This is a genomic window from Mycobacterium angelicum (assembly GCF_002086155.1).
GTDB classification, from domain to species: Bacteria; Actinomycetota; Actinomycetes; order Mycobacteriales; family Mycobacteriaceae; genus Mycobacterium; species Mycobacterium angelicum.
Genome location: NZ_MVHE01000015.1, coordinates 51,864 through 76,393 on the forward strand (window position 1 = coordinate 51,864; position 24,530 = coordinate 76,393).

Annotated in this window: 27 protein-coding genes and 1 tRNA gene; 23 read left to right on the forward strand and 5 right to left on the reverse strand. The window is 66.0% G+C overall.

Annotation, left to right across the window (positions count from 1 at the left end):
- Positions 1-30 precede the first annotated feature (30 nt).
- Positions 31-1,407 (reverse strand): nicotinate phosphoribosyltransferase, encoded by a 1,377-nt coding sequence (locus BST12_RS12470; protein ID WP_083113437.1) that lies wholly within the window; start codon positions 1,405-1,407, stop codon positions 31-33.
- On the opposite strand from BST12_RS12470, the gene clpS reads away from it, so the two are divergent.
- The 14 genes from clpS to rdgB all read left to right on the forward strand — a co-directional run bounded on the left by clpS (position 1,406) and on the right by rdgB (position 10,173).
- Entirely contained in the window at positions 1,406-1,714 is a 309-nt protein-coding gene (gene clpS / locus BST12_RS12475; protein WP_139801639.1) for an ATP-dependent Clp protease adapter ClpS, read from the forward strand. The two genes, BST12_RS12470 and clpS, sit on opposite strands and share 2 nt — an antisense overlap.
- 24 nt (positions 1,715-1,738) lie before the next feature.
- Positions 1,739-2,329, forward strand: coding sequence for an oxidative stress transcriptional regulator AosR (gene aosR / locus BST12_RS12480; RefSeq protein WP_083113439.1), 591 nt, complete (start codon positions 1,739-1,741; stop codon positions 2,327-2,329).
- A 10-nt stretch (positions 2,330-2,339) separates the two neighbouring features.
- Positions 2,340-3,401 (forward strand): P1 family peptidase, encoded by a 1,062-nt coding sequence (locus BST12_RS12485; RefSeq protein ID WP_083113440.1) that lies wholly within the window; start codon positions 2,340-2,342, stop codon positions 3,399-3,401.
- Entirely contained in the window at positions 3,394-3,816 is a 423-nt protein-coding gene (locus tag BST12_RS12490; protein WP_139801640.1) for a M67 family metallopeptidase, read from the forward strand. Before BST12_RS12485 ends, BST12_RS12490 begins: the two co-directional genes overlap by 8 nt.
- 21 nt (positions 3,817-3,837) lie before the next feature.
- On the forward strand, positions 3,838-4,119 hold the full coding sequence (locus BST12_RS12495; RefSeq protein ID WP_083113441.1) for a MoaD/ThiS family protein: 282 nt from the start codon (positions 3,838-3,840) through the stop codon (positions 4,117-4,119).
- Between the two features lie 10 nt (positions 4,120-4,129).
- Positions 4,130-5,092, forward strand: a complete 963-nt coding sequence (locus BST12_RS12500; protein WP_083113488.1) for a cysteine synthase — start codon at positions 4,130-4,132, stop codon at positions 5,090-5,092.
- Positions 5,083-5,769, forward strand: a complete 687-nt coding sequence (locus BST12_RS12505; RefSeq protein WP_083113442.1) for a rhomboid family intramembrane serine protease — start codon at positions 5,083-5,085, stop codon at positions 5,767-5,769. The genes BST12_RS12500 and BST12_RS12505 overlap by 10 nt, the downstream gene beginning before the upstream one ends.
- Entirely contained in the window at positions 5,766-6,581 is an 816-nt protein-coding gene (gene murI, locus BST12_RS12510) for a glutamate racemase (protein WP_083113443.1), read from the forward strand. The genes BST12_RS12505 and murI overlap by 4 nt, the downstream gene beginning before the upstream one ends.
- Positions 6,582-6,651: 70 nt before the next feature.
- Positions 6,652-7,425 carry a cyclic nucleotide-degrading phosphodiesterase gene (locus tag BST12_RS12515; RefSeq protein ID WP_083113444.1) on the forward strand — a complete coding sequence of 258 codons (774 nt, stop codon included), beginning with the start codon at positions 6,652-6,654 and terminating at the stop codon, positions 7,423-7,425.
- An 82-nt stretch (positions 7,426-7,507) separates the two neighbouring features.
- Positions 7,508-7,897 (forward strand): helix-turn-helix transcriptional regulator, encoded by a 390-nt coding sequence (locus tag BST12_RS12520; protein WP_083113489.1) that lies wholly within the window; start codon positions 7,508-7,510, stop codon positions 7,895-7,897.
- Entirely contained in the window at positions 7,894-8,304 is a 411-nt protein-coding gene (locus BST12_RS12525) for a VOC family protein (protein ID WP_083113492.1), read from the forward strand. Before BST12_RS12520 ends, BST12_RS12525 begins: the two co-directional genes overlap by 4 nt.
- Complete coding sequence (locus tag BST12_RS12530) at positions 8,301-8,672, forward strand: DUF1801 domain-containing protein (RefSeq protein WP_245850269.1); 372 nt, start codon at positions 8,301-8,303, stop codon at positions 8,670-8,672. The genes BST12_RS12525 and BST12_RS12530 overlap by 4 nt, the downstream gene beginning before the upstream one ends.
- A gap of 113 nt (positions 8,673-8,785) precedes the next feature.
- On the forward strand, positions 8,786-9,565 hold the full coding sequence (gene rph, locus BST12_RS12535; protein ID WP_083113490.1) for a ribonuclease PH: 780 nt from the start codon (positions 8,786-8,788) through the stop codon (positions 9,563-9,565).
- A complete protein-coding gene (gene rdgB / locus BST12_RS12540; protein WP_083113493.1) occupies positions 9,562-10,173 on the forward strand; it encodes an RdgB/HAM1 family non-canonical purine NTP pyrophosphatase in 612 nt (203 codons plus the stop codon). Before rph ends, rdgB begins: the two co-directional genes overlap by 4 nt.
- 56 nt (positions 10,174-10,229) lie before the next feature.
- On the opposite strand, the gene BST12_RS12545 is transcribed toward rdgB, so the two are convergent.
- The gene (locus BST12_RS12545) at positions 10,230-10,586 is read right to left on the reverse strand and encodes a DUF3817 domain-containing protein (RefSeq protein ID WP_083113445.1); all 357 of its coding nucleotides are present in this window, start codon (positions 10,584-10,586) and stop codon (positions 10,230-10,232) included.
- Positions 10,583-10,963, reverse strand: a complete 381-nt coding sequence (locus BST12_RS12550) for a hypothetical protein (protein WP_083113446.1) — start codon at positions 10,961-10,963, stop codon at positions 10,583-10,585. Before BST12_RS12550 ends, BST12_RS12545 begins: the two co-directional genes overlap by 4 nt.
- Before the next feature lie 121 nt (positions 10,964-11,084).
- On the opposite strand from BST12_RS12550, the gene BST12_RS12555 reads away from it, so the two are divergent.
- A tRNA-Leu gene (locus BST12_RS12555) sits at positions 11,085-11,168 on the forward strand.
- 65 nt (positions 11,169-11,233) lie between these two features.
- Here the strand turns inward: BST12_RS12555 and BST12_RS12560 are convergent.
- Positions 11,234-12,433: a PPE family protein gene (locus tag BST12_RS12560; protein ID WP_083113447.1), complete on the reverse strand. Its 1,200-nt coding sequence runs from the start codon at positions 12,431-12,433 to the stop codon at positions 11,234-11,236.
- A 352-nt stretch (positions 12,434-12,785) separates the two neighbouring features.
- Between BST12_RS12560 and BST12_RS12565 the strand changes: the two genes are divergently transcribed.
- The 3 genes from BST12_RS12565 to BST12_RS12575 are packed head-to-tail and all read left to right on the forward strand — an operon-like array spanning position 12,786 to position 18,226.
- Positions 12,786-15,362, forward strand: coding sequence for an ABC transporter ATP-binding protein/permease (locus BST12_RS12565; protein ID WP_083113448.1), 2,577 nt, complete (start codon positions 12,786-12,788; stop codon positions 15,360-15,362).
- Positions 15,359-17,095, forward strand: coding sequence for an ABC transporter ATP-binding protein (locus tag BST12_RS12570; RefSeq protein WP_083113449.1), 1,737 nt, complete (start codon positions 15,359-15,361; stop codon positions 17,093-17,095). The genes BST12_RS12565 and BST12_RS12570 overlap by 4 nt, the downstream gene beginning before the upstream one ends.
- A 45-nt stretch (positions 17,096-17,140) precedes the next feature.
- The gene (locus BST12_RS12575; protein WP_083113450.1) at positions 17,141-18,226 is read left to right on the forward strand and encodes a phosphotransferase family protein; all 1,086 of its coding nucleotides are present in this window, start codon (positions 17,141-17,143) and stop codon (positions 18,224-18,226) included.
- Here BST12_RS12575 and BST12_RS12580 read toward each other — a convergent pair.
- Positions 18,207-19,379: an acyl-CoA dehydrogenase family protein gene (locus tag BST12_RS12580; RefSeq protein ID WP_083113451.1), complete on the reverse strand. Its 1,173-nt coding sequence runs from the start codon at positions 19,377-19,379 to the stop codon at positions 18,207-18,209. The genes BST12_RS12575 and BST12_RS12580 overlap by 20 nt on opposite strands.
- 94 nt (positions 19,380-19,473) lie before the next feature.
- Between BST12_RS12580 and fabG the strand changes: the two genes are divergently transcribed.
- Genes fabG through BST12_RS12605 form a run of 5 tightly spaced genes read left to right on the forward strand, consistent with a single transcriptional unit; the run spans position 19,474 to position 24,520 of the window.
- Positions 19,474-20,214 (forward strand): 3-oxoacyl-ACP reductase FabG, encoded by a 741-nt coding sequence (gene fabG, locus BST12_RS12585; protein ID WP_211281265.1) that lies wholly within the window; start codon positions 19,474-19,476, stop codon positions 20,212-20,214.
- On the forward strand, positions 20,211-21,422 hold the full coding sequence (locus BST12_RS12590; RefSeq protein ID WP_083113453.1) for an acetyl-CoA C-acetyltransferase: 1,212 nt from the start codon (positions 20,211-20,213) through the stop codon (positions 21,420-21,422). Before fabG ends, BST12_RS12590 begins: the two co-directional genes overlap by 4 nt.
- Positions 21,419-22,624 carry a CoA transferase gene (locus BST12_RS12595; protein WP_083113454.1) on the forward strand — a complete coding sequence of 402 codons (1,206 nt, stop codon included), beginning with the start codon at positions 21,419-21,421 and terminating at the stop codon, positions 22,622-22,624. Before BST12_RS12590 ends, BST12_RS12595 begins: the two co-directional genes overlap by 4 nt.
- Entirely contained in the window at positions 22,621-23,814 is a 1,194-nt protein-coding gene (locus BST12_RS12600) for an acyl-CoA dehydrogenase family protein (RefSeq protein WP_083113455.1), read from the forward strand. Before BST12_RS12595 ends, BST12_RS12600 begins: the two co-directional genes overlap by 4 nt.
- Before the next feature lie 4 nt (positions 23,815-23,818).
- Positions 23,819-24,520: a GntR family transcriptional regulator gene (locus tag BST12_RS12605; RefSeq protein WP_083113494.1), complete on the forward strand. Its 702-nt coding sequence runs from the start codon at positions 23,819-23,821 to the stop codon at positions 24,518-24,520.
- Positions 24,521-24,530: the final 10 nt, after the last annotated feature.

A 24,530-nucleotide genomic window follows, 5' to 3' on the forward strand; every position in this document is an offset into this window, starting at 1 on the left:
ACTTCCTCGTGTTCATGCTCAGGCTCATGCTCAGGCCGGGATGGTCTGGGTGGGAATAGCAGGCTCGCCGGGGGCCAGTTTCAGTCCCTCCCAGGGCAGGCTACGCAATCCGGAGGCCACCAGCTGCCGGGCCGCGCCCAGGTCCGTTTCGGCGACTACCTGGCCGCTTCGAACCAGCGGCGTGGTCAACACGCGGCACGGTTCGTCGAGGGTCGGCGGGCGCCCTGCCGGATGCACGATCTCCTCGATGATCGTGCCCGTCTCCCGGGCAAGCCGCAGCGCCTCCTTACGGCCACCGCGGGATTCCTTGTGGCTGCTGCGCTTTTGCACCGGGATACCGTCCACTTCGACCAATTTGTAGACCATGTTGGCAGTCGGCGCACCCGACCCGGTGACCAAGGAGGTGCCCACCCCGTAGCTGTCCACGGGTTCGGCGCGCAGCGCCGCGATGCTGAATTCGTCGAGATCGCCCGAGACCACGATGCGGGTCTGGGTGGCGCCCAGCTGGTCGAGCTGTTCGCGCGCCTGGCGGGCCAGCACCCCGAGTTCCCCGGAGTCGATGCGGACCGCACCGAGTGCTGTGCCGCCCGCCGCTACGGCGTTGGCCACGCCGGTCGTGACGTCATAGGTGTCTACCAGCAGCGTGGTATCCGATCCCAGCGCTTCGACCTGGCCGCGGAACGCGGCCAGTTCGGCCGCCGCTGTGGAGCCGTCGGCCTGGGTGTGCACCATGGTGAATGCGTGCGCCGATGTGCCATGCGCGGGTACGCCGTATCGTCGCTCGGCTTCCAGATTCGACGACGCGGTGAAGCCGGCGATGTAGGCCGCCCGGGCCGCCGCGACCGCGGCGCGTTCGTGCGTGCGCCGCGAACCCATCTCGACCAGCGGCCGCTCGCCCGCGGCGCTGACCATGCGCGCGGCAGCCGACGCGATAGCGGTGTCGTGGTTGAAGATCGACAGCACCAGCGTTTCGATCACGACGCACTCGGCGAAACTGCCGTGCACCGATAGCACGGGAGAACCCGGGAAGTACAGCTCACCCTCGGCGTAGCCGTCCATATCGCCGCGGAACCGGAAGTCGCGCAGATAGCCGACGGTATCGGCGTCGAGGAACTGCGCCACCAGCTCACACGCCTCGTCGTCAAACGTAAAGTGCGGCAAGGCCTCCAGCAGCCGGCCGGTCCCGGCGACCACCCCGTAGCGGCGGCCTGCGGGAAGCCGGCGGGCGAACAGTTCGAAGGTGGTCGGCCGGTCGGCAGTGCCGTCGCGCAGGGCCGCGGCCAGCATCGTCAGCTCGTACTTGTCGGTCAGCAGTCCAGCTGAGGTCCAGTCATTCACCGGGCAACGGTATCCGGTTGCCGAAGTGGCCTCGGTATCCACGTCCGGGGCTCGGTATTCTATGGCCATGGTTGTTGCGGCGTCAGCGCCTGCTAAGCCGGGCTCCACCGGCCAGCGCGAGTCCGCGCCTGTCGATGCAACGGCCAGCCCATGGGTCACCATCGTGTGGGACGATCCGGTCAATCTGATGACCTACGTGACGTATGTGTTCCAGAAGTTGTTCGGCTACAGCGAGCCGCACGCCACCAAGCTGATGCTTCAGGTGCACAACGAAGGTAAGGCAGTGGTGTCAGCGGGCAGCAGGGAATCCATGGAAGTCGACGTGTCCAAACTGCACGCCGCCGGTTTGTGGGCGACGATGCAGCAGGACCGGTGAGATTCGAGGGTATCCGGATCCGCTGTGCGCAAATGGAAGCGCGTTGAGACCCGCAACGGTCCCCGTTTTCGGTCTTCGTTGGCCGCACACGAGGCGGCCCTCCTCCAGAACCTGGTCGGGGCCATGATCGGCTTGCTCGACGAACGCCAATCCTCTTCTCCCTCAGACGAACTCGAGGAGATCACCGGGATTCGCACGGGGCACGCGCAGCGCCCGGGCGACCCCACGTTGAGTCGATTGCTGCCGGACTTCCATAAACCCGAGGACGACGACAACCCGTTGTCCCTCGAGAGCGCCGAAAGCCTCAACGCCGCTCTGCGCAGCCTGCACGAGCCGGAGATCATCGAGGCCAAACGTGGTGCCGCACAGCTGTTATTGGATACGGTTCCGGCCAACGGCGGGCGGTTCGAGCTGACCGAGGAAGCCGCCAACGCCTGGATCGCGGCGGTCAACGACCTTCGGCTGACGCTTGGGGTCATGCTCGAAATCGGGCCGCAGGGTCCGGAGCGGCTGCCCGCCGACCACCCGCTGGCCGCGCATTTCGACGTGTATCAGTGGCTGACGGTGTTGCAGGAGTATCTGGTGTTGGTGCTGATGGGGTCTCGATCATCTTGACGACGGCGCGATGAACTCCATCACCGACGTCGGCGGCATCCGAGTCGGCCACTATCAGCGGCTGGCCCCCGATGCGTCCCTCGGTTCCGGTTGGGCCAGCGGGGTGACCGTGGTGCTGGCGCCGCCCGGGACGGTGGGTGCGGTCGATTGCCGCGGCGGCGCGCCGGGAACCCGGGAGACCGATCTGCTGGATCCGGTCAATAGCGTGCGGTACGTCGACGCGGTATTGCTCGCGGGCGGCAGCGCTTACGGGCTGGCCGCCGCCGACGGCGTCATGCGCTGGCTGGAGGAACAGCAGCGCGGGGTAGCGATGGGCGCCGGTGTGGTGCCGATCGTGCCGGCGGCGGTCATCTTCGATCTGCCGGTCGGCGGTTGGGATTGCCGGCCGACGGCTGAGTTCGGGTATGCGGCGTGTGAGGCGGCGCAAAGCGCCGCCGTCCTTGGCGCCGACGCCGCCGTCGGAACCGTCGGCGCGGGAGTGGGAGCACGGGCCGGCGCGCTCAAGGGAGGTGTCGGGACGGCATCGACGACCTTGCCTTCCGGCGTCACCGTCGGCGCGGTGGTGGTGGTGAACGCCGTCGGCGACGTCGTCGACCCGGCCACCGGCCTGCCGTGGATGGCGGAACTGATCGAAACGTTCGGATTGACCGCCCCGCCGGCCGAGCAAGTTGACGCCCTGGGACAGCTGCCGTCGACATTGAGGCCGCTCAACACCACGATCGCCGTGGTAGCCACCGATGCCGCACTGAGTCCGGCCGGATGTCGGCGGGTTGCCATCGCGGCGCAGGACGGGCTGGCGCGCACGATCCGGCCCGCGCACACGCCGCTGGACGGCGATACCGTGTTCGCGTTGGCTACCGGCGCGGTCGAGGTGCCGCCGGCCGTCGCCACGCCGGCTGCGCTGTCTCCGGAGACGGAGTTGGTCACCGCGGTCGGTGCGGCGGCGGCCGATTGCCTGGCCCGCGCCGTACTGGGTGGAGTGATCGCGGCCGAGTCGGTAGCCGGAATACCGACGTACCGCGACGTGTTGCCCGGAGCATTCCGGTCCGCGACCAGAAAGGGCGATGGTTGACGTGCTGGTGATTCGTGCCGACCTGGTGGATGCCATGGTCGCACACGCGCGCCGCGACCATCCCGACGAAGCCTGCGGCGTGTTAGCCGGCCCGGAGGGCTCTGACCGCCCCCAGCGGCACATACCGATGGCCAACGCCGAGCGCTCGCCCACCTTCTACCGCTTCGACTCACACGAGCAGCTCAAAGTGTGGCGTTCCCTCGAGGAGGCGGGCGAGGCCGCCATCGTCATCTATCACTCACACACCGCGACCGAGGCCTACCCGAGTCGCACGGACGTAAAGTTGGCCGCTGAACCGGATGCGCACTACGTGCTGGTGTCCACCCGCGACCCCGAGCAGCACGAGCTGCGCAGCTATCGCATCGTCGACGGCGTTGTCACCGAGGAACCCGTTGACATCGCCGAGCAATACTGATCAGACCCGAGAAAGGCCCTCATGAGCGTCACCGTCTCCATTCCGACCATCCTGCGTCCCCACACCGGCGGCGAGAAGCGCGTATCGGCGAGCGGCGACACGCTCGGCGCGGTCATCAGCGATCTGGAGGCCAACTACTCGGGAATCTCCGAGCGCCTGATCGACCCGTCTTCCCCGGGCAAGCTGCACCGCTTCGTCAACGTCTACGTCAACGATGAGGACGTCCGGTTCTCCGGTGGGCTGGACACCGCAATAGCCGACGGCGACTCGGTCACCATCCTTCCCGCCGTGGCGGGTGGATGAGCGGGAGCGCATGACGCGATACGACTCCCTGTTGCAGGCGCTCGGCAATACGCCGCTGGTAGGTCTGCAGCGGTTGTCACCGCGTTGGAACGGTGAGCCGCATGTGCGGTTGTGGGCCAAACTCGAGGATCGCAATCCGACCGGATCGATTAAAGATCGTCCCGCGCTGCGGATGATCGAACAGGCCGAGCGAGACGGGCTGCTGGCTCCGGGCGCCACGATTGTGGAACCTACCAGCGGAAATACCGGTATCTCGCTGGCCCTGGCGGCCCGGCTGAAGGGCTACCGGCTGATCTGCGTAATGCCGGAGAACACGTCGGTGGAACGGCGCCAGCTCTTGGAGCTCTACGGCGCGCAAATCATCTTTTCCCCGGCCGAGGGCGGGTCCAACACCGCGGTGTCCACGGCCAAGGAACTCGCCGTGCAGAACCCGTCGTGGGTGATGCTGTACCAATACGGCAATCCGGCCAATACCGACTCGCATTACTACGGCACCGGACCCGAGCTGTTGGCCGACCTGCCCGAGATCACCCACTTCGTCGCGGGCTTGGGCACCACCGGCACGCTCATGGGTACCGGGCGGTTTCTGCGCGAGCGCGTAGCCGATGTGACGATCGTGGCGGCCGAACCCCGCTACGGCGAAGGGGTGTACGCGCTGCGCAATATCGATGAGGGATTCGTCCCGGAGTTGTACGACGAAGAGATTTTGAGCACGCGGTATTCGGTCGGCGCGGCCGACGCCGTGCGTCGCACCCGCGAGCTGGTTGATGCCGAGGGAATCTTCGCGGGCATCTCCACGGGCGCGGTGCTGCACGCGGCTTTGGCGGTCGGGGCGGCCGTCGCCAAGGCCGGTGAGCGCGCCGACATTGCCTTCGTGGTTGCCGACGCCGGATGGAAGTATCTGTCCACCGGTGCCTACGCCGGTAGCCTGGATGATGCCGAAAACGCGCTAGAAGGGCAGCTATGGGCATAACCGGGTCGGGTCATTCGCGAACGCCGGCAACACAGGCCAAGAAGCGGCCGGGTTGGATGGTCGGCGGGATCACCATCGTCAGCTTCGTCGTGCTGCTGTGGGTCATCGAGCTGTGGGACAGCCTGACCAACCATCGCCTCGACCACAACGGCATCCGACCGCTGGAGACCGACGGGCTGTGGGGCATCCTCCTCGCGCCGCTCCTCCACGCGAACTGGGATCACCTGATCGCCAACACCGTTCCGGCGCTCGTGCTCGGTTTCCTGATGACGCTCGCGGGCTTGTCACGGTTCATTTTCGCCACGGCCATCGTCTGGATTCTCGGTGGCTTCGGCACGTGGCTGATCGGCAATGTCGGCGCGCACTGCCCGTACGTCGGCGTGCGCTGCGAGACCAACCACATCGGTGCGTCGGGCCTTATCTTCGGCTGGCTGGCGTTCCTGATCGTGTTCGGGTTCTTCACCCGCAAGATGTGGGAGATCGTCGTCGGCATCGTCGTGTTGTTCATCTATGGCGGCGTCCTGCTCGGCCTGCTGCCCGGCACCCCCGGGGTGTCGTGGCAGGGTCACCTGTGCGGGGCGATCGCGGGTGTGATCGCGGCGTATCTGCTGTCCGGCTCGGAGCGCAAGGCCCGCGAACGGAAAAAGGCCCTCCGTTCGCCGCACCTGAAAACATGAACGCACCACTGGCACCCGTCGGAGTATTCGACTCCGGCGTCGGGGGACTGACGGTTGCCCGCGCGATCATCGACCAACTGCCGGACGAGGACATTATCTACGTCGGCGACACCGGCAACGGACCGTATGGACCGTTGGCCATCCCCGAAATTCGGGCGCACGCGCTGGCCATCGGTGACGACTTGGTGGACCGCGGCGTCAAGGTGCTCGTGATCGCCTGCAACTCGGCGTCGGCGGCGTGCCTGCGCGATGCACGTGAACGCTACGACGTTCCCGTCGTCGAAGTCATCCTGCCGGCGGTACGCCGGGCGGTCGCGACCACCCGCAGTGGCCGCATCGGGGTCATCGGCACCCGGGCCACCATTACCTCGCACGCCTATCAGGACGCTTTCGCCGCTGCCCGCGACACCGAGATCACCGCGGTGGCATGTCCGCGGTTCGTCGACTTCGTCGAGCGCGGCGTCACCAGTGGACGTCAGGTGCTGGGCCTGGCGGAGGGATACCTGGAGCCGTTGCAGCGCGCCGAGGTCGACACACTGGTTCTCGGATGCACGCACTATCCGCTGCTGTCCGGACTGATTCAGCTGGTGATGGGCGAGGACGTCACGCTGGTGTCCAGTGCTGAAGAGACAGCTAAACAAGTGGTGCGGGTGCTGACCGAAGCCGACCTGCTGCGTCCGCATGACGCGCCGCCGGCAACCCGGGTGTTCGAGGCCACGGGAGATCCCGAGGCCTTCACAAGACTGGCGGCACGCTTCCTGGGACCCGCCGTTACCGGCGTTGAACCTGTGCGACACACCCACGTCTTATAGGTATGGAAATGATTCTGGTCACCCAATGCGGCGATGTTTTTACCATCGTGGTATCGGGCATGGCACAGTAGTGTCCGTGCGAATAACCGTACTCGGCTGCTCGGGCAGTGTGGTGGGTCCGGATTCGCCTGCGTCCGGCTACTTGCTCCGGGCTCCGGACACGCCACCCATCGTGATCGACTTCGGCGGGGGAGTGCTCGGCGCGCTGCAACGGCACACTGATCCGGGTTCGGTGCACGTGCTGTTGTCTCATCTACATGCCGACCATTGCCTGGATATGCCGGGACTATTCGTGTGGCGTCGCTACCACCCGTCGCGTCCGACCGGCAAGGTGCTGTTGTACGGGCCGAGCGACACCTGGTCGCGGTTGGGGGCGGCGTCCTCACCGTACGGTGGCGAGATCGACGACTGCTCCGACATCTTCGACATCCACCACTGGGTCGACGGTGAGGCGGTGACGGTGGGCGCGCTCACCGTGATGCCCAGGGTGGTTGCGCACCCGACCGAGTCGTACGGCATGCGGTTCACCGATCCCAGCGGTGCCTGCCTGGTGTACAGCGGCGACACCGGAGCTTGCGATCAGCTCGTTGAGCTGGCCCGTGGCGCTGACGTTTTTCTCTGCGAGGCCTCCTGGACGCATTCGCCGAAGAACCCGCCCGATCTGCATCTGTCCGGCACGGAGGCTGGGCGGGCCGCGGCGCAGGCCGGCGTCCGCGAATTGCTGCTGACCCATATCCCGCCGTGGACCTCGCGTGAGGATGTGATCAGCGAGGCCAAGGCCGAGTTCGACGGCCCCGTACACGCAGTGGTGTGCGGTGAGACGTTCGAAGTCAAGCGGGCCTGATCGGCGTTGTAGCCAAGTGAGCACACCCGCGGACGCCCAGCGACTGCGTGACCTCAAGCTGCTGCGTCGGGTGCGCGACCGGATGGACCGCGAGTACGCCAAGCCGCTGAATGTTGAGGCGCTGGCCCGCGGTGTGAACATGTCGGCCGGGCACCTCAGTCGCCAATTCAAAAGCGCATATGGGGAATCGCCGTATTCGTATTTGATGACGCGACGCATCGAGCGTGCGATGGCACTGTTGCGCCGTGGCGATCTCTCGGTAACCGACGTCTGCTTCGCGGTCGGCTGCTCGTCACTGGGCACCTTCAGCACCCGTTTCACCGAACTCGTTGGCATGCCTCCCAGCACCTATCGGGAACAGACGGCTCACGTCACCGCGGGCATGCCGTCCTGTGTGGAAAAGCAGGTGACCAGACCGATCAGGAATCGAGAAGCACCCTGGACCGGGCTCCACCTAGCGTGGGAGTCATGAACATCACCATTCACTCGAGCTTCCTGCCGCACGAGGACCCCGAAGAGTCCCTGGCGTTCTATCGCGACTCCCTCGGCTTCGAGGTGCGGCTCGACGTCGGGAAGGACAGGATGCGCTGGGTTACCGTTGGCCCTCCGGATCAGCCCGACACCTCCATCGTCTTGTACCCGCCCACAGCCACCCCCGGCATCACCGACGAGGAGCGCCGCATCATCGCCGAGATGATGGCCAAGGGCACCTACGGCACGCTGCTGCTGGCCACTAAAGATCTCGACGGCACTTTCGAGCGGTTGCAGGCCAGCGATACCGAGGTGGTCCAGGAGCCGACCGAGCAGCCGTATGGGGTTCGTGACTGCGCACTGCGTGATCCCGCCGGCAACATGGTCCGCATCCAGGAGGTGCCGTGAGCGACGCTGGCGAGAAGATCGACGCCCGGATAAAAGAACTGTCCGATTGGCGGGGCGACATGCTCGCCAGGATCCGAACACTGGTTAAGCAGGTCGACAGCGACGTGGTCGAAGAGTGGAAGTGGCGTGGGGTTCCGGTCTGGTCGCACGACGGAATGATCTGCACCGGCGAGACCTACCAAAACCACGTCAAGGTGACCTTCGCCAAAGGCGCCTCGTTGGACGACCCGGCGGGGCTGTTCAATTCCAGTCTCGAAGGCAATACCAGGCGTGCCATCGACATTCGCGAGGGAGACACGCTCGATGACAAAGCGTTCAAAGCGCTGGTTCGCGAGGCCCTCGAGCTGAACGCTCAGCGCCGAACCTGACTCGTTAGGGCGGCCGTAGTGCCGTCTGAAAGTTGATACCGCATGCGCTGACGTGACGGTGTGATGGCCACTGACCGCATCGCCCGCCTCGTCGCCGGGTTAGGGTGGGCGGCGTGTCAAAACGTGAAGACGGCCGCCTCGACGACGAGCTTCGCCCGGTGGTCATCACCCGGGGATTCACCGAGAACCCAGCGGGGTCGGTACTGATCGAATTCGGTCACACCAAGGTGATGTGCACCGCCAGTGTCACCGAGGGCGTGCCCCGCTGGCGCAAGGGATCGGGACTGGGGTGGCTCACCGCCGAATACGCCATGCTGCCGTCGGCCACCCACAGTCGTTCGGACCGGGAATCGGTGAAGGGCCGGCTCAGTGGGCGCACTCAGGAAATCAGTCGGCTGGTCGGCCGGTCGTTGCGAGCGTGCATCGACCTGGCGGCGTTGGGGGAGAACACCATTGCCGTCGACTGCGATGTGTTGCAGGCCGACGGCGGAACTCGCACCGCTGCCATCACCGGAGCCTACGTGGCGTTGGCTGATGCGGTGACTTATCTGTCGGCGGCGGGCAAGTTGTCCGATCCCAGGCCGTTGTCGTGTGCGATCGCCGCGGTGAGCGTGGGCGTGGTCGACGGCAGGATCCGTGCCGACCTGCCTTACGAGGAAGATTCGCGCGCCGAGGTCGACATGAACGTCGTCGCCACCGACACCGGCACCCTCGTTGAGGTGCAGGGCACCGGTGAGGGGGCCACCTTCCCCAGGTCAACCCTGGACAAGCTGCTCGACATGGCGCTGGGTGCGTGCGACAAGTTGTTCGCCGCTCAGCGCGAAGCGCTGGCACTGCCTTACCCCGGTGTGCTGCCCGACGGACCGCCGCCAACGAAGGCGTTCGGAAGCTGACCCGCCTGCTGGTCGCCAGCCGCAACGCAAAGAAGCTGGCCGAACTGCGCCGGGTGCTCGACGGCGCTGGCTTGTCCGGGTTGAACCTGTTGTCGCTCAACGACGTTGGGTCGTTCGACGAAGCGCCGGAAACCGGTGCCACCTTCGAGGAGAACGCGCTCGCCAAGGCGCGTGACGCTTTCGCGGCGACGGGTCTGGCGAGCGTGGCCGACGACTCCGGTTTGGAGGTGGCCGCACTCAACGGCATGCCGGGGGTGCTGTCGGCGCGCTGGTCGGGCCGTCATGGCGACGACGTCGGCAACACCGCGCTGCTGCTGGCGCAGTTGCGCGATGTGCCCGACGAGCGCCGCGGCGCGGCGTTCGTCTCGGCTTGCGCGCTGGTCTCGGGAGACGGTGAGGTCGTCGTGCGTGGGGAGTGGCGCGGCGCAATTGCCCACGAACCGAGCGGCGACGGCGGCTTCGGCTACGACCCGGTTTTCATTCCCGACGGATCGAAGCGCACCGCCGCGCAGCTCACTCCGGCGGAGAAAGATGCGGTATCGCACCGCGGTCGCGCGCTGGCGCTGCTAGTGCCCGCGTTGCGCGCTCTGTCGGCCAGCCGCGCGTGAAACCAGCTTCACGTTCGGCCGCGAGCGTGAAACCAGGCTCACGTTCGGCGTCACGGCTAGAGCCCGAACCGCGACTTGACGTCTCTGGTCTGGAAGTGCTCGACGATGATGCCGACCAGAGGGATGGTGCCGGCTAACAACACGCCGATCGTCTTGCCGATCGGCCAGCGGACCTTGATCGCGAGGTTGAAGGCGGCCAGCACGTAGACGAAATAAACCCAGCCGTGCACCACTTCGATCCACCGGATTTCCCGGTGGAAAACCACGTGGGAAAAGATTTCGTAGCACAGCGCGATCAGCCAGATTCCCGTTGTCCATGCCATCACGCGGTAGGCGAGCAACGCCGTGCGAATTTTTTCAGCGGAAAAGACCGACGCAGGCTGCTGCGCTTCGGGTGTCTCGGGTGCGGTCATGCGGTGGTCCTGTTCTGCTTCTCGGCATCGCTCTTGGCGAGTTCGGCCAGGTAGGCGTTGTATTCCTGCATTGCGGGGTCGTCGGGTTGCCCGGCGGCGGGTTTGGGTCGTTCGGGCAGCAGTCCGGCGGGTAGCTCGGTCATGGCGCCCTTGTTCCGCGGTTCGGGCGGTACGTCTTCATAGCGGACGAACTTGCGGTACGCATAGACGCAGAAACCGGCGAACAGTGGCCACTGCAGTGCATAGCCGAGATTCTGATAGGTACCTGACACCGACTCGAACCGTGTCCACTGCCACCAGCCCAGAGCCAGGCAGCCGCAGGCCGCGATGATCACCAGAGCGATCAGCGCGGGCCTCCGACGACGTGTAGTCGACACCCCACGACGGTACCGCGAGTGGCTCACGACGATCGTCGTGCTCTATCGCCGCCGTCACGAGCCAACACAGGTGAGACCTTTGCGGAGTTTGCCGGCGCGGCCAGCGTACGATCGGCACCCTGCGGGCGTGATGAAATTGGCAAACATGATGGCTTTAGGTGCCATTGCTCGTAAGAGCTTGAGGGTTCGAGTCCCTCCGCCCGCACAATCTGAGCCGATTACGAGGCCGCTCGGCGCCGTAAAGCCCCCCTCACACAAGTGAATTGGGCGCTACCCTCCCGCAAGAGGTCGTGACATCACCCGTGGCGTGTGACCGTACCGCGGCACCATGCCGCCGCGCATGGCTGCTCCTGTTGGCATCCCCGGCATTCCCGGCACCCCGGACATTCCGGGGTCAGCGGTAGGCAGCGTCGTCATTGGCGTGGCCTGGATTGCCCCGGCCGTGGCGATCTTTGGAACCGAGGCCCAGGCTGGGGGCACCGATAATTGCCCGACGTAACCAGCACTTCGGAATGCGGCCGATACCTCGCTGACCGGTTCGCTGGCCCCGAGACTGCGGGCGATCGTGGTCAGCGGCGCAAGTAGTTCGTTAGGTGCGCTCGCGGCTTCACCCAGGTTGGGCAGCAGCCCCACACTGCTCTCAACTCCCATCGTGTCGGTGACCATCGAGCTCAGGTTGTTCATCGATCCGATCGTTGCGTAGAAAGCGAGCAGTGCATCTAACACAGTGAAATCGTCGGCGACCAGCCCCGGGAAGAACGACGCGAACGCGTTGATCCCCTCACCTAATGGAATGAGAATCGCCGACAGCTCGGGGGCGATGGGCAGCAGCAACGTTCCCAGTTCGATTAGCAAGTCGCCGATGATGTTCCCGGTGTCGTCTCCTACGCTGGCCACCGCTTGGGCGACCGCGGTGTGCTGCGCGGACTGGCCGGCGGGATTGGTGGTCTGCTGCGGCGAGCTGAACGGCGTCAGTTGCCGCGCACTCGATGAGCTAGCCGCGTAGTCGTACATCACGGTCGCATCCGTCGTCCACATTTCTGAGTACGCAAACTCCGTGGCCGCGATCGCCGCGGTGTTCTGGCCGAAGAAGTTGTCCGCTATCAGCGCGCGCAATTGCGCGCGGTTGGCCGCAATCGTCGCTGGAGGCACGATCGTCGCGAATGCTTGCTCGAAGGCCGCGGCCGCGCCCGTCGCTTGCAGTGCCGTCTGCCGCGCCGAGGCGGCGGTCCTGTCCAGCCATTCGATGTACGGGCGGATGGAAGCCGCCATGATGGCCGATGATTGCCCCGTCCAATGTATGTCGGTGAGTTCTGAAAGTACCGAGCGATAGCCATCGGCAGCGGTGAGCAGCTCAGTCGACACGTCGTGCCAGCTCATCGCGGCCGCCCGCAGCGGGCCTGAGCCGCATCCGCTGTACATACGGGCCGAGTTGACCTCCGGCGGGTATAGCGCGAAATCGATGAACACTGCCCACTCCTGTCTAGCCAATTGAGGTGACGCTGGTCCCCAGTGGCTACGTCGGCGCCAGGGCAGGCGCCAAGAGTGGATCAAAGGGCGCGATAGCGGCGCATGCATCGCCGGTCCCTCAGTCAACTGACAGGAAGTGATAACTAACTCCACCACCGCTCGCCCCACTCACGCCGGTTACCGTGGGCCGGGATTGCCGAGCGACCAAGTTTGACCTTTGGTAAGGCAACCCTTAGTTTGGTGGATAGCTTGCCGGGGCGTCCGCAGATGCAAGAACGATGACGCCGCGCGCCGGCGAACCACCACCCACTTGTCGCGATGGACAACGTGTGGCTCCAGGAGAGGATCGTTGATGGCCCGCGGGTTGCAGGGCGCGATGTTGCGCGGCTTCGGCGCGCGCGACCACATCGCAACGGTGATCGAAACCGTAATGATCGCACCACATTTCGTGCGAATACGAATGGAATCGCCGACGCTGTTCGAAGATGCCGAGGCCGAGCCCGCCGCCTGGTTGCGCTTCTGGTTCCCCGACCCCGCCGGGTCCAATACCGAATTCCAGCGTGCCTACACGATTTCGGAAGCCGACGTCCCCGCGGGCCGTTTCGCCGTCGACGTGGTGTTACACGACCCGGCCGGCCCCGCCTCAACCTGGGCTCGCACCGTCAAACCCGGCGCCACGATCGCGGTCATGTGTTTGATGGGCTCATCCCGCTTCGACCCTCCCGACGAGCAACCGGCCGGCTACCTGCTCATCGGCGACTCGGCGTCCATCCCCGGGATGAACGGCATCGTGGGAACGATCCCGGGTGACGTCCCGATCGAGATGTACCTCGAGCAGCACCACGACGATGACACACTCATCCCGATCGCGCGCCATCCCCGGCTGCGGGTGCACTGGATCACCCGCCGCGACGAGAAATCCCTAGCCGCCGCGATCGAGAGCCGGGACTGGTCGAATTGGTATGCCTGGGCTACACCGGAGGCCTCCGCGCTCAAGAATGTCCGGAAGCGGCTGCGCGACGCGTTCGGATTCCCCAAATCCGAGGTACACGCGCAAGCCTATTGGAGCGCCGGTCGCGAGATGGGCACCCGCCGCGACGGCGAGTCGAGGGATGCTGACCCGAAAGCCGTTGCACCGCATGAGGAACCGGCTGAAGCAGCGGCTCCGGCGCGCGGGAACTGGCGGGCCCAGGCCGCCGGTCAGCTGCTGGCACCGCTGCGCTGGGCGCTCATCGTTTCCGGAGTGCTGCAAGCCGTGGTCACCCTGGTGCAGCTGGCGCCGTTCGTGTTGCTGGTCGAGTTGGCCCGCCTGTTGATCGCGGGCGCCGATGAGTCCCGGTTGTGGAACGTCGGAATCGCGGCCGTTTCGCTGCTGGGACTGGGCGCGATTCTCGGTGCCGCGCTGACGTTGTGGCTGCACGTGGTCGACGCCCGGTTTGAAAGTGATTTGCGTTCAAGGCTTTTGGGTAAGCTGTCCCGGCTACCGCTGGGCTGGTTCACCGCGCGTGGCTCTGGGTCGATCAAGCAGTTGGTGCAGGACGACACGCTCTCCCTGCACTATCTGGTCACCCATGCCATTCCGGACGCGGTCAATGCGGTGGTCGCGCCGGTGGCGGTGCTGGTCTATCTGTTCGTCGTCGACTGGCGGGTCGCGCTCGTGCTGTTCGGGCCGGTGCTGGTCTATCTGGTGACGTCGTCGGCGCTCATGGTTGCGTCCGGTCCCCGCATCGCGCAATCGCAGCGGTGGGCCGAGAAAATGAACACCGAAGCCGGCGCTTACTTGGAGGGACAGCCGGTAATTCGGGTCTTCGGCGGTGCGGCGGCATCGAGTTTCCGCCAGCGCCTCGACGAGTACGTCGGCTTCCTGGTCACCTGGCAGCGCCCGCTCGCCGGCAAGAAGACGCTGATGGACCTGGCCACCCGTCCATCCACCTTCCTGTGGCTCATCGCGACCACCGGCACGCTGCTGGTCGTCGGCAACGCGATGGATCCGGTGAATCTGCTGCCATTCTTGTTGTTAGGCACCACTTTCGGATCCCGCCTGCTCGGCATCGCCTACGGTGTCGGCGGCATTCGCGGTGGCGTGCTGGCCGCCCGGCGTCTCCAAACCACCCTGGACGAGCCTGAACTCACGGTGCGGGATCAGCCGTCTGACGCTTCCCGACCAGATCCCGCCGCAACGGTGGTATTCGATGGTGTCAGCTTCGGTTACCGTCCCGGTGTCCCGGTGATCCACGACCTGTCGCTGCACCTGCGGCCCGGCACCGTCACCGCGCTGGTCGGTCCGTCCGGATCGGGAAAGTCCACGCTCGCCGCCCTGCTGGCCCGATTCCACGACGTGGAGCAAGGGGCCATAGAAGTTGGCGGACAAGACATTCGGTCGCTCACAGCCGACCAGCTCTACACGCGGGTCGGCTTCGTTCTGCAGGAAACGCAACTGGTGCACGGCACCGTCGCCGAGAACATCGCCCTGGCCGCCCCGGACGCCACCGCGGCACAGATCCAGGAAGCCGCCAAACAGGCGCAGATCCACGACCGGGTGCTGCGACTGCCCGACGGCTACGACACCGTGCTGGGAGCAAGCAGTGGGCTCTCGGGTGGGGAACGACAACGTCTGACCATTGCACGCGCGATCCTCGCCGATACGCCGATTCTGATCCTCGACGAAGCCACCGCCTATGCTGATCCGGAATCGGAATACCTTGTGCAGCAAGCACTCAACCGCTTGACCAGGGATCGCACCGTGCTGGTGATCGCGCACCGATTGCACACCATCACCCGAGCCGACCAGATCATCGTCCTTGATCACGGCCGGATCGCCGAACGCGGCACCCACGAGGAGTTGCTTGCCGCCGATGGCCGCTACCGCCGCCTCTGGGAGACCGGCCAAAGCAGGCCGGTAGCCGCAGTACGGGAGGGCGCGCGGTGATCCGCACCTGGATAAGCCTGGTTCCGGCCGACCGCCGCGGCAAGGTGATCACCTACACCGTGCTCGCGCTCGTCTCCGTCGTGTTGCGCGCCGTGGCTGCCGTTTTGCTGGTCCCGCTGGTCGGCGCGTTATTCAGCGGCACCCCGAAACATGCACTCGCGTGGTTGGTCTGGCTCACGATCGCGACCGTCGCGGGCTGGGTGGTCGACACGATCACCGCGCGGATCGGCTTCGATCTGGGCTTCGCGGTACTCGACCACACCCAGCACGACGTGGCCGACCGGCTGCCCGATGTGCGGCTGGATTGGTTCACCCCGGACAACACCTCCACGGCACGGCAAGCGATCGCCGCGACCGGACCCGAGCTGGTTGGCCTGGTGGTCAACCTGCTGACGCCGTTGCTCACGGCAATCCTGCTGCCGGCGGTCATCGCGCTGGCCCTGTTGCCGATCTCCTGGCAGCTCGGAGTGGCTGCGCTGGCCGGCGTGCCGTTGCTGCTTGGTTCGCTGTGGGCCTCGGTACGCCTGACCCGCCGCGCTGATGCCGCGGCCGGCGAAGCCAACAGTGCGCTCACCGAACGCATCATCGAGTTCGCCCGAACCCAGCAGGCGTTGCGCGCCGCGCGGCGCGTCGAGCCGGCCCGCAGTTTGGTCGGCTCTGCGCTGAGCGCCCAGCACAGCGCGACGATCCGGTTGCTGGGCATGCAGATTCCCGGGCAGCTACTGTTCAGCATCGCCAGCCAGCTCGCGCTGATCTTGCTAGCCGGAGCCACCACGGCGCTGACCGTCGCCGGCACGGTCACGGTGCCCGAGGCCATCGCATTGATCGTCGTGATGGCCCGATACCTGGAACCGTTCACTACCGTCAGCGAGCTCGCACCCGCCCTGGAGAGCACCCGCGCCACGCTGGACCGCATCCGTTCGGTGCTGACCGCACCGGCATTGGACGCCGGGGACGCCACAGTGCGCGACGGCGCCGCGGCCCCGCGTATCGAATTCGACGATGTCTCTTTCAGTTACGACGGGGCCAGCCCGGTGCTCGACGGCCTCAGCTTCTCGTTGCGGCCCGGCAGCGCGACGGCGATCGTCGGGCCGTCGGGTTCGGGCAAAAGCACCGTGCTGGCGCTGATCGCAGGACTGCACCAGCCGTCTCGCGGGCGCGTGCTCATCGACGGTGTCGACGCGGCCACACTCGATCCCGAAGCGCGGCGCTCGGCGAGCAGCGTCGTATTCCAGCATCCCTACCTCTTCCACGGCACGATCCGCGAAAACGTGTTCGCCGGCGATCCCGCGGCCGACGACGACCGGTTCGCCCGGGCAGTCCAGCTGGCCCGCGTCGACGAGCTCACCGGGCGGCTTCCCGACGGCGTCGAAACGATCGTCGGCGAGGCCGGCTCGGCGCTGTCCGGCGGCGAACGGCAACGGGTCAGCATCGCGCGCGCTCTGCTCAAAGGCGCGCCGATCCTGCTGGTAGACGAGGCGACCAGTGCGCTGGACAACGAGAACGAGGTCGCGGTGGTCGATGCGCTCACTGCCGATCCGCATTCGCACACCAGGGTGATCGTCGCCCACCGCCTGGCCAGCATTCGCCATGCCGACCGGGTCCTGTTCATCGAGGACGGCCGCGTGGTCGAGGACGGCGCGGTGGACGAGTTGCTCGACGCGGGCGGCCGTTTCAGCGAGTTCTGGCGCCAACAGCACGAAGCCGCCGAATGGCGGATACTCGCGGAGTAGGGGACAGCTGCCGAAACTCATGCCGTATGACTTACAGTCGGGGGCATGAGTGCCTTGTTGTCGATCCCGCGCTACCCCGCCGACGTAACCGCGGAGTGGCTATCGACGGTGCTCAGCCAGCGCGGCACGCCGGTCGAGGTCGCCGCGGCCGATGTGGTGGCAATCGGCACCGGACAGACCGGAGCCACCTACCGGGTGACGGCCCGCTACGAAACCGAGCCCGGCGGGCTGCCGCAAACCTTCGTCATCAAGCTGCCCGCTCAGGACGATGCGGTGCGCGACCGGGTTGCCATCGGCTATCGCAGCGAGTGTGCGTTCTACACCTCGGTGGCCGATCGGATGCGGGTGCCCGCGCCGCAGTGCTACTACTGTGAGATCACCGATGACGCAATGGAATTCGCGCTGCTACTGGCCGATCAGGCGCCAGCGGTGCAGGGCGACCAGCTGCTGGGTTGCGGCGAGCAGGAGGCCCGGCTGGCGGTAACGGCCCTGGCCGGGTTGCACGGGCCCAGCTGGTGTGACCCGGTATGGCTGGACCTGCCCGGTATCGCGTTCCCGCTCCCGGACGAGCCGTCCGCGCAGGGCCTGGGCGAGGTGGCCAAGATGAGCGCCGACATCACCCTGGCCAAGCTTGGCGATCGGATGCTCGGCGAAGACCGCGAGACCTTCGTCGCCACAATGAGTTCGGTGACGCCGTGGCTGCTTGCCGAGCGGGGGCGGTTCTCCTTACTGCACGGTGACTATCGTCTGGACAACCTGCTGTTCGATCCCGATCTCACCCGGGTGAGCGTCGTCGACTGGCAGACGCTCGGCATCGGGCTTCCGGCAAGGGATCTCGCGTACTTCACCGCAACCAGCCTCGACTCGCAGCTGCGCTCGGCAATAGAAGGAGAGCTCGTCGACGCGTATCACCGGGCGCTTGTCGGCTACGGCGTCACCGACTATGACCGGGAAACCTGTTGGCGCGACTACCGGCTCGGAACGCCGCAAGCCTTGCTGATCGCGGCATTCGGTTTCGCTTTCGCCGCCGCTACCGAGCGCGGCGACGACATGGTCCTGACCATGCTGCGGCGCGGCTGTCAGGCTATCCGCGATCTGGGCACCCTCGAGCTCATCGCTGCGCAGCCTTGACCAGATTCGATCCGATGATCAGCCGCTGAATCTCGCTGGTGCCTTCGTAAAGGCGCAGCAGACGCACGTCGCGGTAGATGCGTTCGACCGGAACGCCGCGCATGTATCCGCTGCCGCCGTGGATCTGGACCGCGAGATCGGCTACCTTGCCGGCCATTTCGGTGCAGAACAGCTTGGCCGCGGACGGGGCGATTCGTCGATCGGCACCGGTGACCCACTGTCGTGCGGCATCGCGGACCAGAGCGCGACCTGCCAGCACGCCGGTCTGCTGGTCGGCCAGCATCGCTTGGACCAACTGAAAATTGGCGATCGGGGTGCCGCCCTGCGTCGCGGTGGCGGCATACGCCACCGATTCGTCGAGGGCGCGCTGGGCCGCGCCGACGGCGATTGCCGCGATGTGGACTCGGCCCCGGGCCAGGGAGGTCAACGCCGCTCGATAGCCGATGTCCTCCTCGCCCCCGATCAGTGCGCCGGGGCCAATCCGCACATCGGTGAAATTCACATCGGCGGTCCAGGCGCCCTCCTGGCCCATCTTGGCGTCCTTGATGCCGACCGCGACGCCGGGTGCGTCGGCGGGAACCAGGAACACCGCGATGCCGGCGCCGCGATCGTCGGCCGGTCTGGTACGCGCGAATACCACGAACAGGTCGGCGACGGGCGCGTTGGTGATGAACCGCTTCTGGCCGGAAATTACCCAATCACCTTTGTTCCGAACGGCTTTGGTGCGCAGCCCGGCCGGGTTGGATCCCGCGCCGGGCTCGGTCAGCGCGAAGGAGGCGACGACATCGCCGGAGGCCATCGGCTCCAGCCAGCGGGCCTTTTGCTCGTCGGTGCCGAAGCCGACGAGCACCTGTCCGGCGATGCCGTTGTTGGTGCCGAACATCGACCGCACCGCCAGCGAGGTGTAGCCCAGCTCCATCGCCAGCTCGACGTCCTGCATCAGATTCAGGCCGAGTCCGCCCCACTCCTGCGGAATCGCGTAACCGAACAGCCCCATCTTCTTGGCCTGCTCGCGCAAGTCGTCGGGCACCCGGTCGGCGTCGAGAATCTCCTGCTCGCGCGGCACTACGGCGCTGCGGACGAACTGACGGGTCTGGGCCAGGATCTCCTGAAAGTCCTCGTCGGATACCTCGGGGAGATCAGCAGTGCTCATCGGCGGACACTCCTTTCGGAGCAAGATCCTATATGAAATATGATATTGGAACGACTGCGTGCCCGTCCGGGTGCCGAGACAGTGAGGGATACAGGTGGGGTTGCTCAGCGGACAGACAGCAGTGATCACCGGCGGCGCACAGGGCCTCGGATTCGCCATCGCGGAACGATTCATCGCAGAGGGAGCCCGGGTGGTGATCGGTGACGTCAATCTCGAAGCCACCGAGGCTGCAGCCCAGAAACTCGGAGGTCCCGACGTCGCGCTGGCCGTGCGCTGCGACGTGACGCTTGCCGACGAGGTCGAGGCGCTGATCGGGACCGCCATTGAGCGTTTCGGCGGTCTGGACGTCATGGTCAACAACGCCGGGATCACCCGCGACGCGACCATGCGCAAGATGACCGAAGAGCAATTCGACCAGGTGATCAACGTGCATCTCAAGGGCACCTGGAACGGCACCCGGCTCGCGGCGGCCGTCATGCGGGAGCAAAAGCGGGGCGCCATCGTGAACATGTCTTCGGTATCGGGCAAGGTCGGCATGATCGGCCAGACCAACTACTCCGCGGCCAAGGCCGGAATCATCGGGATGACCAAGGCCGCGGCCAAAGAACTTGCCTATCTCGGTGTGCGGGTCAACGTCATCGCGCCGGGGCTGATTCGTTCTGCCATGACAGAGGCCATGCCGCAACGCATTTGGGATCAGAAGGAGGCCGAAGTCCCGATGGGCCGCGCCGGCGAGCCCAGCGAGGTGGCCAGTGTCGCATTGTTCCTGGCATCCGATCTGTCCTCGTATATGACCGGGACCGTCATGGAAGTCACCGGTGGCCGACACATATGAGCCACGCCGTCATTTGTGAACCGGTACGCACACCGATCGGCCGCTACGGCGGAATGTTCAAGTCGCACAGCGCCGTTGACCTCGGTGTCGCGGCACTGAAGGGCCTGCTGGAGCGCACCGGGATCGCACCGGATGCCGTGCAGGACGTGATCCTCGGCCACTGCTATCCCAGCAGCGAGGCACCGGCGATCGGCCGGGTGGTGGCCTTGGATGCGGGGCTACCGGTAACGGTTCCCGGCATGCAGGTCGACCGTCGCTGCGGGTCGGGGCTGCAGGCGGTGATTCAGGCCTGCCTGCAGGTGAACTCCGGCGCCAACGACCTCGTCATCGCCGGCGGCTGCGAAAGCATGAGCAACGTCGCGTTCTATTCCACCGACATGCGCTGGGGTGGCGCGCGCAGCGGCGTACGGGTACATGACGGGCTGGCGCGCGGCCGAACCACCGCGGGCGGCCGCAACTACCCGGTCCCGGGCGGGATGCTGGAGACCGCTGAGAATCTGCGCCGTCAGTACGGCATTTCGCGGCTGGAACAGGACGAGCTCGCGGTGGCCTCCCACCAGCGCGCGGTTGCCGCGCACCGGGACGGGGTACTGGCCGACGAGATCATCCCCGTCGCTGTACGCACTCGCCAGGGCGAGGAGCCGGTCGACACCGACGAGCATCCTCGCGCCGACACCTCGGTGGAATCGCTGGCAAAACTCAAGCCCGTTCTGGTCAAAGAGGATCCAGATGCCACGGTGACCGCCGGCAATTCCAGCGGGCAGAACGACGCGGCGTCCATGTGTGTGGTGACCACACCGGAGAAGGCGGCCGAGTACGGGTTGACGCCGTTGGTCCGCATGGTGTCCTGGGGCCAGGCCGGGGTGGCGCCCAACATAATGGGCATCGGCCCAGTGCCGGCGACCGAGGCCGCACTGGCCAAAGCGGGATTGACCTTGCGCGATATTGACCTCATCGAACTCAACGAAGCCTTTGCCGCCCAAGCGCTTGCGGTGATGCGCGAGTGGAAGTTCGGCGTCGCCGATCGTGACCGCACCAACGTGCACGGTTCGGGGATCTCGCTGGGCCATCCGGTCGGTGCGACCGGCGGCCGGATGCTGGCGACCCTGGCGCGCGAACTCAACCGCCGCCAGGCCCGCTATGGCCTGGAGACCATGTGCATCGGCGGCGGCCAGGGGCTGGCCGCGATCTTCGAGCGGGTCACGTGAACACGTTGCCGCTGAGCGGCATTCGCGTTGTCGAGGTGTCCAGCTTCGTGGCCGCGCCGCTGTGCGGGATGACTCTGAGTCAGCTTGGCGCACATGTGATCCGGGTCGATCCGATCGGCGGCGCCTCGGACATCCAGCGCTGGCCGTTGGCGGCAAGCGGGACCTCGATCTACTGGACCGGATTGAACAAGGGAAAGCGTTCGGTCACCATCGATTTGCGTTCGGCCGAAGGCCAGGAACTGGTCCAGCGGCTGATCGCCGAGGGCGATGGCATCGTGGTGACCAACGCAGCCGGCTTGACCTGGCTGCGCCACGATGTGCTGGCGGCTAAGCGACCCGATGTCATCCACTTGCAGTTGCTTGGGCGTGGCGACGGTTCCACCGGGGTCGATTACACGGTGAACGCGGCGACCGGATTCCCGTTCATCACCGGCCCGGTGGACCACGCCGGTCCGGTGAACCACGCGCTGCCGGCCTGGGATGTGTGCTGCGGACTGTATGCCGCGCTTGCCGTCGTCGCCGCCGTCCGGCGCCGCGAGCAGACCGGGGCAGGGGCGCGCATCAGCCTGGCCCTGGAAGACGTCGCGCTGGCGACGGCGGGCAACCTGGGATTGTTGACCGAGCCTCAGGTGAACGGCACGCAGCGGCCTCGCCTGGGCAACGCCGTCTACGGCCAGTACGGCCAGGACTTCACCAGCCGCGACGGCGTCGCGTTCATGGTTGTGACGTTGACCGGCAGGCACTTTCGTGACTTGGTCGACGTGACCGGTGCCGGTGCCGCGGTGTCGGCGCTGGCCAAAGCGCTGGGGGTGGATTTCGGGACCGAGGGCGAGCGGTACCGCTACCGCGACGCGCTCACCGGCCTATTCACCGTCTGGTTCGCCGAGCACACGGCCGACGAGATCAGCGCGGCGCTGTCGGACACCACGGTGTTGTTCGAGCGCTATCGCACCTTCGCCGAGGTGGTGGCAGACCACAAGGTGACCGCCAATCCACTGTTCGCCCGATTGCACCAGCCAGGTGTCGGAGACTATCTGGCGCCTGCCCTACCCACCGCCTTCGACGGTGCACACCCGCGTAGCGCGCCGGCACCCGCACTGGGGCAGGACACCGCCGACGTGCTCACCCGGCTTCTGGGTTTGACCACCGCCGACATCGCACGTTTGACGAGTGCCAACACGATAGGGAATGAAAGCCGATGACCAAACTCGCCCAGACACTTGGCCTCACCGAATTTCAAACCGAGATCATCGCCACGGTAAGGCAATTCGTCGAAAAGGAAGTGATCCCCAACGCGGCCGAACTCGAACGTGGCGACACGTATCCGCAAGAGATCGTCGACCAGATGCGCGAGATGGGCCTGTTCGGCCTGATGATCCCGCAGGAGTACGGCGGCCTGGGGGAGTCGCTGCTGACCTACGCGCTGTGCGTCGAGCAACTGGCCCGCGGCTGGATGAGCGTGTCGGGGGTGCTCAACACGCACTTCATCGTCGCCTACATGTTGCGCCAGCACGGCACCGAGCAACAGAAGCAGCGCTTCCTGCCCCGCATGGCCACCGGCGAGACGCGCGGCGCGTTCTCGATGTCGGAGCCGGAGCTGGGCTCCGATGTGGCCGCGATCCGAACCCGGGCGCGGCGCGACCCCGACGGCACGTACACCATCGACGGTCAGAAGATGTGGCTGACCAACGGCGCCACCTCCACGCTGATCGCGGTGCTGGTGCGCACCGACGAAGGTGCGGAGAAGTCGCACCGCAATCTGACGGCGTTCCTCGTCGAAAAGCCCGTCGGCTACGGCGAAGTGGTGCCCGGGCTGAGAATTCCCGGCAAGATCGACAAGCTGGGCTACAAGGGCATCGAGACCACCGAGCTCATCTTCGACGGCTACCGGGCCGCCGCCGAGGACATTCTCGGCGGCACACCGGGGCAGGGCTTCTTCCAGATGATGGACGGCATCGAGGTGGGCCGGGTCAATGTGTCGGCGCGCGCATGTGGGGTCGGTCTGCGCGCCTTCGAGCTTGCGGTGCGCTATGCCCAGCAGCGCCACACCTTCGGCAAGCCGATCGCCGAGCACCAGGCGATCGCGTTCCAGTTGGCCGAGATGGCGACGAAAGTCGAAGCGGCGCATCTGATGATGGTCAACGCCGCGCGGCTGAAGGACTCAGGAGAGCGCAATGACGTGGCCGCCGGCATGGCGAAATACCTTGCCAGCGAATACTGTTCAGAGGTAACCCAACAGAGCTTCCGGATCCACGGCGGGTACGGGTACTCCAAGGAATACGAGATCGAGCGGTTGATGCGCGATGCGCCGTTCCTGCTCATCGGTGAGGGCACCAGTGAAATCCAGAAGTCGATCATCAGCAAGCGATTACTGGCCGAGTACCAGGTCTGACGTGATGACCGTCCCGGATTTCGCCGCCCGGCCACAACTCGCCGAAGACGTTGCCCGCTTTGTCCGGAAACGGATTTTCGACGGCACCTACGCCGCCGGAAAGTACGTCCGCCTGGACCAATTGGCCGCAGAATTGGGCATCAGCGTGACGCCGGTGCGCGAGGCGCTCTTCGCGCTGCGCGCCGAAGGCCTGGTCGCCCAACAACCCCGGCGAGGCTTTGTGGTGCTGCCGCTTACCGAACGGGATTTGGGTGACGTCGCCAACGTGCAAGCGCATGTTGGTGGCGAGCTTGCCGCCCGGGCCGCGATCAATATCAGCGACGACCAGTTGCGCGCGCTCAACGAAATCCAGACTCAGCTGGAGAAGGCCTATGCCGCCGGCGACGAGGAGCGAGCGGTCGCGCTCAATCACGAATTCCACCGGGCCATCAACGTCGCGGCGAACTCGCCGAAGCTTGCTCAGTTGATGTCACAGATCACCCGCTACGCGCCCGAATCGGTGTTTCCCACCATCGCGCACTGGCCGGGCCAGGCGACCAAGGACCATCGGCGGGTGTTGGCGGCACTGAAGAAACGCGACGACAAGTTGGCCCGCGCTGCGATGTCAGAACACCTGGCTGCCAGTGCAATTCCGTTGATCGAGCACCTCGTCGCCCACGGCGTGGTGGTCCAAGCGGTGCCGCGCGATGGCGAGACATCGGCCTGAATAACCAATG

Excerpts from the sequence above, each read along its gene's own strand:
- clpS (WP_139801639.1), top strand. The coding sequence starts at position 1,406 with ATGGTTGTTGCGGCGTCAGCGCCTGCTAAGCCGGGCTCCACCGGCCAG.
- BST12_RS12470 (WP_083113437.1), bottom strand. The coding sequence starts at position 1,407 with ATGGCCATAGAATACCGAGCCCCGGACGTGGATACCGAGGCCACTTCG.
- BST12_RS12485 (WP_083113440.1), top strand. The coding sequence starts at position 2,340 with ATGAACTCCATCACCGACGTCGGCGGCATCCGAGTCGGCCACTATCAG.
- BST12_RS12490 (WP_139801640.1), top strand. The coding sequence starts at position 3,394 with ATGGTTGACGTGCTGGTGATTCGTGCCGACCTGGTGGATGCCATGGTC.
- BST12_RS12495 (WP_083113441.1), top strand. The coding sequence starts at position 3,838 with ATGAGCGTCACCGTCTCCATTCCGACCATCCTGCGTCCCCACACCGGC.
- BST12_RS12500 (WP_083113488.1), top strand. The coding sequence starts at position 4,130 with ATGACGCGATACGACTCCCTGTTGCAGGCGCTCGGCAATACGCCGCTG.
- BST12_RS12505 (WP_083113442.1), top strand. The coding sequence starts at position 5,083 with ATGGGCATAACCGGGTCGGGTCATTCGCGAACGCCGGCAACACAGGCC.
- murI (WP_083113443.1), top strand. The coding sequence starts at position 5,766 with ATGAACGCACCACTGGCACCCGTCGGAGTATTCGACTCCGGCGTCGGG.
- BST12_RS12520 (WP_083113489.1), top strand. The coding sequence starts at position 7,508 with ATGGACCGCGAGTACGCCAAGCCGCTGAATGTTGAGGCGCTGGCCCGC.
- BST12_RS12525 (WP_083113492.1), top strand. The coding sequence starts at position 7,894 with ATGAACATCACCATTCACTCGAGCTTCCTGCCGCACGAGGACCCCGAA.
- BST12_RS12545 (WP_083113445.1), bottom strand. The coding sequence starts at position 10,586 with ATGACCGCACCCGAGACACCCGAAGCGCAGCAGCCTGCGTCGGTCTTT.
- BST12_RS12565 (WP_083113448.1), top strand. The coding sequence starts at position 12,786 with ATGGCCCGCGGGTTGCAGGGCGCGATGTTGCGCGGCTTCGGCGCGCGC.
- BST12_RS12575 (WP_083113450.1), top strand. The coding sequence starts at position 17,141 with ATGAGTGCCTTGTTGTCGATCCCGCGCTACCCCGCCGACGTAACCGCG.
- BST12_RS12580 (WP_083113451.1), bottom strand. The coding sequence starts at position 19,379 with ATGAGCACTGCTGATCTCCCCGAGGTATCCGACGAGGACTTTCAGGAG.
- BST12_RS12590 (WP_083113453.1), top strand. The coding sequence starts at position 20,211 with ATGAGCCACGCCGTCATTTGTGAACCGGTACGCACACCGATCGGCCGC.
- BST12_RS12600 (WP_083113455.1), top strand. The coding sequence starts at position 22,621 with ATGACCAAACTCGCCCAGACACTTGGCCTCACCGAATTTCAAACCGAG.
- BST12_RS12605 (WP_083113494.1), top strand. The coding sequence starts at position 23,819 with ATGACCGTCCCGGATTTCGCCGCCCGGCCACAACTCGCCGAAGACGTT.